This is a genomic window from Vibrio sp. PNB23_22_6, from assembly GCF_052877535.1.
On sequence record NZ_JBNFXP010000004.1, the window covers coordinates 149523 to 162642 of the forward strand.

The following is a 13120-nucleotide window of genomic DNA, read 5'->3' on the forward strand; positions in this document are numbered from 1 at the left end:
TAACTGTCTTTACGGTTCAATAACGCATATAATGCGCTCCAAATCACATTTCCCACATAGTAGTCATATGCTAATTACAAATAACATTACGCAGCAATTCGGTGCGAAGCCTCTATTTGAAAATATCTCAGTTAAGTTCGGGGACGGGAATCGCTACGGCTTAATCGGTGCTAACGGTTGTGGTAAATCAACCTTCATGAAGATCTTAAGTGGTGAGCTTGAGCAAACCAGTGGAAACGTAAGCTACGATCCAAACGAGCGTGTTGCAAAACTAAACCAGGATCAGTTTGCATACGAAGAGTTCACGGTTATTGATACAGTAATCATGGGCCATAAAGAACTGTGGGAGGTGAAGCAAGAACGTGACCGCATTTACTCTTTGCCAGAAATGAGTGAAGAAGATGGCATGAAAGTGGCTGATCTTGAAGTTCAGTTTGCAGAAATGGATGGCTACATGGCAGAAGCAAAAGCGGGTGAGCTTCTTCTTGCTGTGGGCATTCCAATGGAGCAACACTTCGGCTTAATGAGCGAAGTCGCACCAGGTTGGAAGCTTCGTGTGCTTCTAGCGCAGGTTCTATTTGCTGACCCAGACGTAATGCTACTAGACGAACCAACCAACAACTTGGATATGGATACGATCCGTTGGTTGGAAGACACGCTAAACGCGCGTAACTGCACTATGATCATCATTTCGCATGACCGTCACTTCCTAAACTCAGTATGTACCCACATGGCTGACTTGGATTACGGTGAGCTACGTGTATACCCAGGTAACTACGATGAGTACATGACAGCGGCTTCTCAAGCTCGCGAACGTCTACTGTCTGATAACGCGAAGAAGAAAGCGCAGATTGCTGAACTTCAAACGTTCGTGGCACGTTTCTCTGCAAACGCATCAAAAGCAAAACAAGCGACATCTCGTGCTAAGCAAATCGATAAAATCAAACTTGATGAAGTGAAAGCGTCTAGCCGTCAAAACCCATTCATTCGTTTTGAACAATCAAAAGAGCTATTTCGTAACGCTCTGATTGTTGAAAACCTAAGCCAAGGTTTTGAAGACGATCTGTTTGCTAACTTCAATGCAATTTTCGAAGTCGGCGAGCGCGTTGCTATCATCGGTGAGAACGGCGTGGGTAAAACAACCCTATTGAACACACTTGCTGGTGTACTAGAACCACGTACTGGTGAGTTCAAATGGTCTGAGAACGCGAACATCGGTTACTACGCACAAGACCACGCTCATGAATTCGCGGAAGACATGAACTTAACCGATTGGATGGGGCAATGGCGTCAGGAAGGTGACGACGAGCAAGTTGTTCGCGGCTTCCTAGGTCGCATGTTGTTTGGCCAAGATGACATTAAGAAGTCAGTAAAAGTACTGTCTGGTGGTGAGCAAGGTCGTATGCTGCTTGGTAAGCTAATGATGCACAAACCAAACATGCTGTTAATGGACGAACCAACCAACCACATGGACATGGAATCGATCGAATCATTGAACACGGCACTAGAGCAGTACAAAGGTACATTGTTCTTCGTATCGCACGACCGTGTATTCGTAGACTCACTAGCAACACGTATCATCGAAATCCGCGATGGTAAAATCACAGACTTTAAAGGCACTTACTCTGAGTTCCTAAAATCTCGTGGTATCGACCACTAATATTGCTTGTTAGCTTAAAGAAAAAGACCTCCTTAGCGAGGTCTTTTTTTATGTCGTTTATTCTTTGAATTGTCCCTTGAGGTAAGTGCCTATACCAACAAGGGCGAGCGTAATCACCACTGACAGAATGATGCTACTGGGAGTCAGTAGGTAATTCAATAGTCGCTCGCTGTTCATCGTTCACATCCATTTGAATAAGCCTCAATGTACTCGGTAAAATTAATTAGAAGACGAAAAAGGTTATTGTTCACCTTTTACGTCAAAAGCAACCTTCTCTGCGCCAGTGAACACTTGGAAGCGAAGACCTTTTGCACGAGCAATGGTGGTAATACCAAATCTCTTCGCCAGATCCAGACCCATTTGTGTCACACCAGAACGTGACAACAGAACAGGAATGCCCATCTGTGCGACTTTAATCACCATCTCTGATGTAAGGCGGCCAGTTGTGTAGAAAATTTTATCTTCACCCGTCTCTTGGTTAAGCCACATTTCTCCAGCCAACGTATCAACCGCGTTGTGACGACCAACATCTTCCACAAAAGACAGCACTTCATTACCTTTACACACCGCACAGCCATGCACTGCACCAGCTTTTTTGTAGGTGTCGTTGTAATGCGTTAACGCTTCAAGCGCTGCGTAGATTTCAGATTGCTTCAATGGCACTTGAGGCACTTGGTAATCTTCGAGCTGCTTCATCACGTTGCCGTACATAGTGCCTTGACCACAACCAGAGGTCACAGTCTTCTTCTTAAGCGCGCCCTCTAGGTGTTCGGTATTTTCTTTAGTAATAACCGCAGCCGAGTGTGTTTCCCAATCAATGATGACGGATTCAATCGCTTTAGAATCAGACAAGAAGCTTTGGTTCTTTAAATAACCCAACACAAGAGCCTCAGGGCGAGAGCCAAGCGTCATTAGCGTAACAACTTCCTTCCAGTTCAACATCACGGTAAGAGGGCGCTCACACGCGATTTGCTTAGTCAGCTTCTCGCCGTATTCGTCAAACACTTCTACTTCGATGGTCTGTAGGGGATTTTCACTGGTTTTAATAATGTTTGGTTTTACCACAGTCATGTCCTAATGAATGAGAGAGCCGATGAACGTTCTCATTAATGGGTCTATTCGTCTTAACGCTACTTACAGAGCAATTCTCATTCCAAAATAGCTGTAATGCGGGAAATTGCGAGGCATTGGTACGATTATGAATTAATTCCGCGATATCGCAGCAATGACACAGGTAATATTTGAATTTCTACTAGTTTTGAATTTATGAGCTTAGTGAAGATTGAGCTCAGTTTGGCGCGTATATTGCTTTTTACCGCTAAAATGGTTGAAAGCAAAGTACAACATGTCCTTTTCTGTCTTAAAGTCAACATAGAACAAATTGGGTGAATTATGTCGGATAAGAAGCAGTTCGTAAAAAATGAAGATTTGTGGTCGATAGGTGTCGATCTCGTACAGCATGAGATAAGCACGGGTATTTGGGTTACGACGCAGTGGCAATTGACGAGGTTTGAAATTTATCCAACCGAAGACACTCAACATGTGTGCTTATTACAGCTGCATAAAGATGAACGCACCGATTATCGCTTTAACCTGAGCTCACAGCAGCCGAAGCTTTTCTTGGTTATGGACAATCTTGATTCTAGTGATACACCAACCATTCAATTAATTACAGCGTCTCAAACTGTCGCTGCGCAATATATGGATGGCGATAACTTAGTATTATCCAATGATATGCCGTTAGCCGTTCAAGCTTGGATGGAAGCCTTTATTGGTCGTCACGGTGAATTGTTAGAAGTAAGACGTAAGAAACGAAAAGGAGCGGGCAGAGCAAATGGCAACTAATTTTTTTAGCCGTTGGTCGAAACGTAAATTAGAAGAATCCATAACCGAACTTAAAGACGCTGAGGTTGTGGAGTCTAATAAACTTATTGAACCAGAAACAGCACAAACACAAGAAGAACCAAATACTGAAACGAAAGCAGTGGCAGCGGAGACACTAGGTGCTTCAGCTCAAGAGGCCTCAAGCGAATCAAACGATCCTGAAGAGGTGTCCGTAGCGCAGCTATTGGTGTCTGAGGCTTCAGAGAGTGTTAAGAAAGCAGCATTGCGTAAGATGTTCTTATCAGAAGAGTTTAACGTTCGTGATGGTTTGGATGATTACGACGATGACTACAGTAACCTAAAGTCGCTTTCTGAAGGCGTTGCAGAAACACTTCGTGATTGGGTGAAAGAGAAAACTGAAGAAGAACCAGCAGAAGAAGATTCACAACTATCCGAATTTAATGAAAAAAGTGACATTGAAGCGACTGATGCAGAACCAACCGAAGGTGGCGAAATCCCTGAGGAACAAAAAGACCTGGATATAAAAACAGTGTTTGGTGAAAGTGATACACCAGAGACAAAATGAAACCTGAAGAGGTGGGACAAAATATACCTCATAAAGAATAGGTACATTTTGACCAAACGCTCAATGAACCGGCTGCGACAAAATGTCCCAGTCGGTTTTTTTATTCCTACAATGTTCAAGGTGAATAGCTTAGTATTTGAAAATAAAAAGATATTTAATTGGCGCGACATTTGCATCCTGTTGCTCATTACTATTCTTTTTGAAGTTAGAAAAGTTGCCTATTAGGCATTGATAACCCATGAAGTGCTACCTAAAGGGGTAGTTACTGCCGAGTTAATCAGCAGAATCACCTGCGCTAACTACAATGAAAGATGGAAGAAACTATCCATACGTATAAATGGAACTGAGCAATGTTGAAACAACTATTAGAACAAGCAACTTCCAATAACGGTAAAGCGCGTCTATATGCGTTTGAGAATACCGTAGAGTTGACCAATCTTATTCCACCAACGGTGAGCTACGAGAGTGGCGGTAATACACTGATTGTTGGACCGACAGCCATCATCGAGAGTGCCGCCGCACAGCTATCTCAAATGAACAGCCTGACACTGCTTTCTACCGATGGAGAGAAAGGTTCTAATCCAGAACTTTACTTTGCAAACTCGGTTCAGATTTCTGGTTTTCTAGGTACGTTTGAAGTGCTTATCGAAAAAAACGGTCTAACAAGCAACCTAGCAAAAGTCGCTATTAATAGTGATTGTTTCGATGTTGTTCTCGATCTTTGTTTAAGCAGCTGTATGTCAGAAGAGGTTCCAGTTCCGGGCTATTACCCAGTAGGACGCGGCTATCCAAAACTGGCAGAAGCGCTAGAAGAAATCCCAATGTTAATGGGTACGTTTGATAAGCCAAAATTCTTCCGTCTGGACACTGACCTGTGTGCGCACAGTTCTCGTGGCGTAAAAGGTTGTGAGCGCTGTGTGGATGCTTGTCCTGCTGGCGCACTATCAAGTGAAGGTAGCGATAAGACCGGTCACCGTATCGAGATTAACCCATACCTATGTCAGGGTGTGGGTACGTGTGCAACAGCTTGTCCGACCGAAGCAATCCATTATGCGCTGCCAAATCCAGAAGAAACACAAAAATTTATCGAGCGTATGCTCGCTAATTATGAGCTTGCTGGTGGACTTGATCCTATCGTGATTATCTGTAGTTCTCGTCATGAAAGCTACAATGTAATGGCACTGAAAATGCTGCCAGATAATGTGATACCAATTGTGGTGGAAGAGCTACCTTCTATCGGTATTGATACTTGGTTCGCTGCGTTGGTGAATGGCGCGACACAAGTGTTGTTCGCGGCTTCTCGCTTTATGCCACAAACGATTATTCGTATTCTGAACAACGAAGTGGGGATCGCGCAACATCTGTTGGATCAACTTGGTATCGCCAAAGAGACCATCGATATCCTTTACTTGGAATCGCTACGTGAAGGTCCGCCGACACTTTGCACAGATTCATTCGATCTTGCTCTAGGCGATCTGCAAGGCAATAAGCGTCAACGCCTATTTACTGCGCTTGATGCCATGTCTTCTTCTCGAATTCCTGTAGAGAACATAGTCGAACTGCCAGCGAACGCTCCATACGGTAATGTTTCTTGCCAGAGCAAAGATTGTACGTTGTGCATGAGTTGTGTGGCGGTTTGTCCAACACGTGCTCTACATACCGACGGTCAATCGCCATCGCTTAAATTCGTCGAACAAGACTGCATTCAATGTGGCTTATGTGCAAAAGCGTGTCCTGAAAATGTTCTGACGCTAATACCTCGCATGAATTGGGTGAAAGAAGAACGCCAGAAAGCAGTTGTAATTCATGAGGAAAAAGCAGCGGAATGTGTGCGTTGCCATAAACCTTTCGCACCACAGACTATGATTGATATGTTACAGAATAAGTTACGTGGTCACTCTCATTTCTCGGACGAAGCCGCGATTAACCGTATTGCCATGTGTGAAGACTGTCGTGTGATCGATATGTTTGAATCGATGGCGGCAGAGCCAATGAAACAATTGAAATACTAGGAGCTTGCAGTGAATACGCAACTAGAACAAGAACAAACACTGAGAGCAGAGATCTACTTAGTTCTTTCAGCCCTTTGTCGCAGTGCACCAACACCAGAAATGATTGAATTTTTGACGGCGTTAGAAATTGAACCATCTGAAAGTGCGATGCAAAAAGCGTGGGTCGCACTGCAGCAAGCGGCGAAAGAATCAAGTCATGAAGATCTAGAAGACGAATACCAAAATCTTTTTATTGGTATTGGCCGCGGCGAAGTGATGCCTTTCAGCTCATGGCATTTAACTGGATCGTTAATGGAAAAACCATTAGCAGAAATCCGTCGGGATTTAGCATTGATTGGTATCGAGCGCGATGAGCAGGTGAAAGAGCCAGAAGATCACATTGCTGCACTTTGCGAAGTGATGTCGATGCTTACAGGGGAAGATGAAGCGCTACAACAAGCGGTGTTCAACAAACACATCGCCCCTTGGTTTGCCTTATTTACTCGTCAACTTGAAAAGGCACAGAGCGCGAACTTCTACAAGCCTGTTGCCCAACTGTGTGAAGCATTCTTAACCCTAGAGCAAGTGCGCTTTAGCGTAAATACCAAAAGCAGTAAGCACAAATTAAAGATTGATGTGAAAAACGTCACTGATTACGAGTAATCGAGTAGTACTTGGACATATCGATAGAGAGGCATAAGTCTCCACAGTTCTACCGTAAGGTAAGGAAGCAATGATGAAAGATAATAAAGAAATAAACACAAGCCGCAGGGATCTCCTGAAAGGCTTAACAACTGCAGCCGTAGCTAGTGCGGTTGTCGCTGGAACAACAAGAGTGGCAAGCGCTTCAGAAACGGTTGAGACCTCTGAAAAAGACGTGAAGAAGACAGGGTATCGCGAAACGCAACATATTCGTGATTACTACAACACACTTTAGGAGATAACGAATGAAATTAGTCAAACGCTCCGACAGTGTGAGCAAGCAAACGAATCAGCTTGGCATTTCACGCCGTTCGTTTATGAAAAACTCCTCGCTCGCTGCTGGTGGCGCTGTTGTGGGTACAAGCCTATTTGCACCGGGCATGATGAAAAAAGCACAAGCAAAAAGTGTCGATCCAGAAGCAAAGGTTGAGCAGAAACGTACTATATGTTCACACTGCTCTGTGGGTTGTGGTGTTTACGCTGAAGTTCAAAATGGTGTGTGGACTGACCAAGAGCCCGCATTCGATCATCCGTTCAATGCCGGTGGCCACTGTGCAAAAGGCGCTGCATTGCGTGAGCATGGCCATGGCGAACGTCGTCTTAAGTACCCAATGAAACTTGAAAACGGTAAGTGGAAGAAGCTTTCTTGGGAACAAGCATTAGAAGAAATCAGCCAGCAGACACTGAAGATTCGTGAAGAATCAGGTCCTGACTCTATTTTCTGGTTAGGCAGTGCAAAACACAACAACGAACAAGCGTACATGTTCCGTAAAATGGCGTCGTTATGGGGTACCAACAACGTTGACCACCAAGCGCGAATTTGTCACTCAACAACCGTTGCCGGTGTTGCAAACACTTGGGGTTACGGTGCGATGACCAACTCGTTCAATGATATGCACAACTGCAAGTCCATATTGTTTATTGGTTCGAACCCAGCGGAAGCGCACCCTGTTGCGATGCAGCACATTCTTATAGCCAAAGAGACCAATGGTTGTAAGATTGTTGTTGTTGACCCACGTCGCACAAAAACAGCTGCCAAGTCCGATCACTATGTTTCAATTCGTCCTGGCACTGATGTTGCCTTTATCTGGGGTGTGTTGTGGCATGTATTCAAAAACAATTGGGAAGATAAAGAGTTCATTTACCAGCGAGTGTTTGGCTTAGACGAAATTCGTGCTGAAGTAGAAAAATGGAGCCCTGAAGTTGTAGAAAACGTGACGGGAGCGGATGAAGCGACAGTCTACAAGACCGCCAAAATTCTAGCAGAAAATCGCCCTGGCTCTATTGTTTGGTGTATGGGAGGAACCCAGCACACGACAGGTAACAATAATACTCGTGCATACTGCATACTTGAACTCGCATTAGGTAACTTAGGTAAATCGGGTGGTGGTGCGAACATTTTCCGTGGCCATGATAACGTGCAGGGCGCGACAGATCTGGGTGTACTATCTGACACGTTACCCGGTTACTATGGTTTATCGGAAGGCGCATGGCGTCACTGGTCGAAAGTCTGGGATCTTGATTACGAGTGGGTGAAAAACCGCTTTGATAACAATACTTACGCTGGTCAAAAGCCAATGAACAGCGCAGGTATTCCTGTCTCTCGCTGGATTGACGGTGTTCTAGAACAAACAGATAAAATACGTCAACGTGCCAATATTCGTGGCATGTTCTACTGGGGACACGCAGTAAACTCTCAGACCCGTGGTCCAGAGATGAAAAAAGCAATGCAGAAGCTGGATATGATGGTGATTGTTGATCCATATCCAACCGTTGCTGCGGTAATGAACGATCGTACTGATGGCGTTTACTTGCTTCCTGCTACGACTCAGTTTGAAACACACGGTAGTGTGACAGCGTCAAACCGTTCAATTCAATGGCGTGATCAGGTTATTCAACCACTATTTGATTCGAAACCTGACCACGAAATCATGTACCTATTGACGAAAAAACTTGGGTATGAAGATGTTCTGTTCAAAAACATCCGAGTTGAGAACAACCAGCCTGTAATCGAAGACATTACTCGCGAATTCAACAAAGGCATGTGGACGATTGGATATACAGGTCAAAGCCCTGAGCGCTTAAAACTCCATCAGAAGAACTGGCATACATTCAATTTCAATACACTTGAAGCGGTTGGTGGTCCAGTAAATGGCGAAACATACGGGTTACCGTGGCCATGCTGGGGTACACCTGAGATGAAACACCCAGGAACTCACATACTTTATGACACGTCTAAGACCGTTGCTGAAGGTGGTGGTAACTTCCGTGCACGTTTCGGTGTTGAATTTGAAGGTCAAAGCCTACTGGCGGTAGATAGCTACTCGAAAGGCTGTGAACTTAAAGACGGCTATCCAGAATTTACTGACAAAATGCTCAAACAGCTTGGATGGTGGGATGACCTAACGGCAGAAGAGAAAGTTGCGGCAGAAGATAAAAACTGGAAGACTGACTTATCTGGTGGGATCCAACGCGTGGCGATTAAACACGGTTGTATTCCGTTTGGTAACGCTAAGGCTCGCGCAATTGTGTGGACATTCCCGGATCGTGTGCCATTGCATCGTGAACCTCTTTATACACCAAGAAGAGATTTACTTGTAGATTACCCAACATGGGACGATAAGGCTTCTATCTTCCGTTTACCTACATTGTATAAATCAATCCAAGAGCAGGATAAAGCGAAAGAATACCCGATTATTCTAACCTCTGGCCGTTTAGTAGAGTACGAAGGTGGTGGTGAAGAAACGCGTTCTAACCCTTGGTTGGCCGAGCTTCAACAAGAAATGTTTGTAGAAGTGAACTTGAAAGACGCAAACGATCTTGGATTTAAAGATGGAGACGACGTTTGGGTTGAAGGTGCAGAAAACGGGCGTATTAAGGTGAAAGCAATGGTTACATCGCGTGTAAAACCAGGTTTAGCATTCTTACCATTCCATTTTGGTGGGAAATTCGAAGGTGAGAGTCTTCTTGATAAATATCCTGAAGGTTCAGCCCCTTACGTTATCGGTGAGGCGGCTAATACGGCAACCACTTACGGTTACGACCCTGTTACCTTGATGCAGGAAACGAAAGTAACTCTATGTAACATTCGCAAAGCGTAAGGAGCACTAAAATGGCAAGAATGAAATTCCTTTGTGATACCAAGCGCTGTATCGACTGTAATGGTTGTGTGACGGCATGTAAAAACGCAAATACTGAAGCTGTGCCATGGGGTATTCAGCGTCGTCGTGTTGTTACCTTAAATGAAGGCGAGCCAGGTGAGAACTCTATCTCGGTAGCATGCATGCACTGCAGCGATGCACCTTGTATGGCCGTTTGCCCGGCCGATTGTTTTGTTCAAACTAAAGATGGTATCGTCTTACATAACAAAGATTTGTGTATCGGCTGTGGCTATTGTTTATTCGCTTGCCCGTTCGGCGCACCACAGTTTCCAAAACAAAACGCATTTGGGGAAAGAGGGAAAATGGACAAATGTACATTCTGTGCAGGTGGCCCAGATTTACCGCCTAACTCTGAGAAAGAAAAAATGCTTTACGGCTCAAATCGAATCGCAGAAGGCAAACTACCTTTATGTGCGTCAATGTGTTCAACAAAGGCTTTGCTGGCCGGAGACGCTGAAAAAATTTCAGACATCTTTCGTGAACGAGTGGTTGAACGCGGAGCGAAAAACGCAGGTTGGACTGACGGAAACGACCTTTCTTATGATGCGACCAAAAGCTGATCTAGGAGAGACTCATGTTACATTCCATTAAACGTGCGCCTCTGGCAATGCTGTTTGTGTTAACAGCATTGTTGCTGGCTGTGACGTTACCAGTTCATGCAGAAGAGAGCCAAGCTCAACAAATTGTGAAGGCAGAAGTTATCCAACTTGCAGGTGCTGATTTCTGGCGTCAAGTCAGAGATGGAGAGGCAGGTACAACAGGATCCATGTCTCCGGAGCATGAAGTGTTAATCAATACGCCTGGCGAGGCATGGTATTTACTGAAAGAAAAATGGATGTCTCCAGCTGGTGCTGTGGCTATTTTCGGTAGTATCGCAATGGTGATCATGGCTTACTTATTCGTAGGTCCTCTGATGCTAAGTAAGCCTAGAACGGGTAAAAAGATAAAACGCTGGTCTCGATTAGACCGGGCACTTCACTGGAGTATGGCGTTTACATTTTTAACATTGGCATTCAGCGGCTTAATGTTGGTTTACGGTAAACACTTCTTAAAACCATATGTATCGACCGAGTTCTGGGGCTTTGTAGTGATGCTCGCGAAGCAATACCACAACTACATCGGGCCGTTGTTCTTTATCTTGCTCATCTTTGTACTGCTGAAATGGTGGCGCAAATCCATCCCTAATATGACTGACATTCGTTGGTTTATGAAAATGGGTGGTATGGTTGGTAAGCACAAAGGAACGCACCCATCAGCAGGGTTCTCTAACGGTGGTGAGAAAGCAGTCTACTGGTTGCTAATCTTCTTTGGTGCCATCGCCGCGGTCAGTGGCTTAGTTTTGGATTTCCCGATTTTTGGCCAGACTCGTCGTGATATGGAACTGTCTAACCTTATTCACGCAATATCGGCGCTTATCTTGATCTGTGGCTTTATCTTCCACATCTACATTGGTCTGTTCGGTATGGAAGGTGCGCTAGAGGGAATGGTCACTGGTGAAGTCGACGAAACCTGGGCGAAAGAGCACCACGATCTTTGGTATGAAGATGTGAAGTCTCAAGGCGCCATTGGTGACTCAAACGTGGCACAAACGGAAGTAAAAGGAGCGAAAGCGAATGAACAAACATCATAACGGGATTTGGGTTGCATACATCCTGAGCTGTTTGACCCCGTTTACGTTTTTGATCTCAGGCGTTATCGCAATCATTTATGCAGGTTACCGTTTGGATAAAGGTGATGACAGCGATGTGGTGAACTCTCATTATTATGGCTTGATTCGTACTTTTTTCCTTTACCTGACGTTCTTCGTGGTTTTGATCGTAACGGTTGCAACGTCGAATGGTGTATTAATTGGTGTGAGCGACTATTGGGTACACAGTTCACTACTGGATACCATCGCATACTTTATTCCATGGATAGGCATGCTGTTTGCTGCACTAGCGATTCTCGTGTGGTTCCTACGTATGTATCAAGGTATGCAACAGCTACGTAATAATTTGCCTCATCGTCCTTCAACTGGCCCAAATCTGTAAAGAATGATGGTTTCATAAGCGTGAGGCTATAATCGTAAAACCCTCGATATTTATCGAGGGTTTTTTATGCTTATTATCTTTCAAAGCAAGTATTAACAGTTGCCTTTCTTAGCTTGACCAGGAGGACAGAAGTTACCATTACCAGAGTGCTTGCTATCGTTCGTACTCACTTTGACTTTCACGTCGTCAATTTCACCTTCAACGTGTGTGAGTTGACAGCCCGCTAGGGTGGTAAGTAAAAAAAGAGCTAAAACGGCTCGCGTCATTGTTTTTCCTCTCAAAACGAAACATTAGTTAACGTCATTACGACTATGGTCTAATCCATATTACTACTGTTGTTAATCTTCCAGTGTTAAGCTTGTGAAAAAGAACGACAAGGATGAGTTATGAATTTCCCTTATAGAAATATTGTAGTACTAACTGGGGCTGGTATTTCGGCAGAATCCGGTATTCAAACGTTTCGCGCTCAAGATGGCCTATGGGAAAATCATCGCATTGAAGATGTAGCGACACCTGAGGGTTTTGCGCGTGATCCGGATCTGGTCCAAAGTTTTTATAATCAACGCCGAAAAAAACTGCAGGGTGAAGATATACAACCTAATGCCGCACATATCGCGCTAGGACGCCTTGAAGCAGAAATTTCGGGCAAAGTGACTGTCATTACCCAAAATATCGACAACCTTCATGAAAGAGGCGGCAGCAGCAACATTATTCATATGCATGGTGAGTTACTAAAGGCTCGTTGTAGTGAATCAAATCAAGTCATTGAACATTCGAAAGACATTCAAACCGGTGAGCTGTGCCATTGTTGCCAAATTCCTTCACAAATGCGTCCACACATAGTGTGGTTTGGTGAAATGCCTTTGCGAATGGGAGAAATCTATGCCGCCCTAGAAGAGGCAGATTTGTTCATTTCTATCGGTACCTCTGGCGTTGTGTATCCTGCTGCAGGTTTTGTTCATGACGCGAAGATGAATGGTGCGCATACCATTGAAATCAATTTAGAACCAAGTGCAGTCGAGAGTGAGTTTGAAGAGAAACGTTACGGCAAAGCAAGCGTTGAAGTGCCAAAATTGGTTGCCGAAATTCTTGCGCTAGAAAACGAAGCTAGCGCTTAAACAAACGTGTAGGACACAAATATTCCTATGCATTGTGTTTTGGACCGG

Annotated in this window: 12 protein-coding genes and 1 pseudogene; 11 read left to right on the plus strand and 2 right to left on the minus strand. The window is 44.4% G+C overall.

Going from position 1 to position 13120, the window contains the following annotated elements; all coding sequences use genetic code 11:
- Positions 1 to 67: 67 nt before the first annotated feature.
- Positions 68 to 1660 (plus strand): ABC-F family ATPase, encoded by a 1593-nt coding sequence (locus tag ACVA54_RS05245; protein WP_119464245.1) that lies wholly within the window; start codon positions 68 to 70, stop codon positions 1658 to 1660.
- Positions 1661 to 1900: 240 nt separating this feature from the next.
- On the opposite strand, the gene ACVA54_RS05250 is transcribed toward ACVA54_RS05245, so the two are convergent.
- Positions 1901 to 2725, minus strand: a complete 825-nt coding sequence (locus tag ACVA54_RS05250) for a formate dehydrogenase accessory sulfurtransferase FdhD (protein ID WP_099078138.1) — start codon at positions 2723 to 2725, stop codon at positions 1901 to 1903.
- Between the two features lie 327 nt (positions 2726 to 3052).
- Here ACVA54_RS05250 and ACVA54_RS05255 point away from each other — a divergent pair, with 327 nt between their 5' ends.
- The 9 genes and pseudogenes from ACVA54_RS05255 to ACVA54_RS05295 all read left to right on the plus strand — a co-directional run bounded on the left by ACVA54_RS05255 (position 3053) and on the right by ACVA54_RS05295 (position 11954).
- The gene (locus tag ACVA54_RS05255) at positions 3053 to 3505 is read left to right on the plus strand and encodes a DUF3305 domain-containing protein (protein WP_099077998.1); all 453 of its coding nucleotides are present in this window, start codon (positions 3053 to 3055) and stop codon (positions 3503 to 3505) included.
- Positions 3495 to 4111, plus strand: a pseudogene (locus ACVA54_RS05260) (DUF3306 domain-containing protein). Before ACVA54_RS05255 ends, ACVA54_RS05260 begins: the two are co-directional and overlap by 11 nt.
- A gap of 309 nt (positions 4112 to 4420) precedes the next feature.
- A complete protein-coding gene (locus ACVA54_RS05265) occupies positions 4421 to 6082 on the plus strand; it encodes a 4Fe-4S dicluster domain-containing protein (protein ID WP_099077997.1) in 1662 nt (553 codons plus the stop codon).
- A gap of 9 nt (positions 6083 to 6091) precedes the next feature.
- A complete protein-coding gene (locus ACVA54_RS05270; RefSeq protein WP_099077996.1) occupies positions 6092 to 6724 on the plus strand; it encodes a TorD/DmsD family molecular chaperone in 633 nt (210 codons plus the stop codon).
- A gap of 73 nt (positions 6725 to 6797) precedes the next feature.
- A complete protein-coding gene (locus ACVA54_RS05275) occupies positions 6798 to 6998 on the plus strand; it encodes a twin-arginine translocation signal domain-containing protein (protein WP_446579358.1) in 201 nt (66 codons plus the stop codon).
- Positions 6999 to 7008: 10 nt separating this feature from the next.
- Positions 7009 to 9864: a formate dehydrogenase subunit alpha gene (locus ACVA54_RS05280; protein ID WP_099077994.1), complete on the plus strand. Its 2856-nt coding sequence runs from the start codon at positions 7009 to 7011 to the stop codon at positions 9862 to 9864.
- Positions 9865 to 9875: 11 nt separating this feature from the next.
- Complete coding sequence (gene fdh3B / locus ACVA54_RS05285) at positions 9876 to 10484, plus strand: formate dehydrogenase FDH3 subunit beta (RefSeq protein ID WP_099077993.1); 609 nt, start codon at positions 9876 to 9878, stop codon at positions 10482 to 10484.
- Between the two features lie 14 nt (positions 10485 to 10498).
- A complete protein-coding gene (locus ACVA54_RS05290; RefSeq protein ID WP_099077992.1) occupies positions 10499 to 11554 on the plus strand; it encodes a formate dehydrogenase subunit gamma in 1056 nt (351 codons plus the stop codon).
- Positions 11538 to 11954, plus strand: coding sequence for a hypothetical protein (locus ACVA54_RS05295; RefSeq protein WP_099077991.1), 417 nt, complete (start codon positions 11538 to 11540; stop codon positions 11952 to 11954). The genes ACVA54_RS05290 and ACVA54_RS05295 overlap by 17 nt, the downstream gene beginning before the upstream one ends.
- 92 nt (positions 11955 to 12046) lie before the next feature.
- Here the strand turns inward: ACVA54_RS05295 and ACVA54_RS05300 are convergent, their stop codons facing one another.
- Entirely contained in the window at positions 12047 to 12220 is a 174-nt protein-coding gene (locus tag ACVA54_RS05300; RefSeq protein WP_172438039.1) for a hypothetical protein, read from the minus strand.
- A gap of 120 nt (positions 12221 to 12340) precedes the next feature.
- Here ACVA54_RS05300 and cobB point away from each other — a divergent pair, with 120 nt between their 5' ends.
- Entirely contained in the window at positions 12341 to 13072 is a 732-nt protein-coding gene (cobB, locus tag ACVA54_RS05305) for a Sir2 family NAD+-dependent deacetylase (RefSeq protein ID WP_446649446.1), read from the plus strand.
- Positions 13073 to 13120 lie beyond the last annotated feature (48 nt).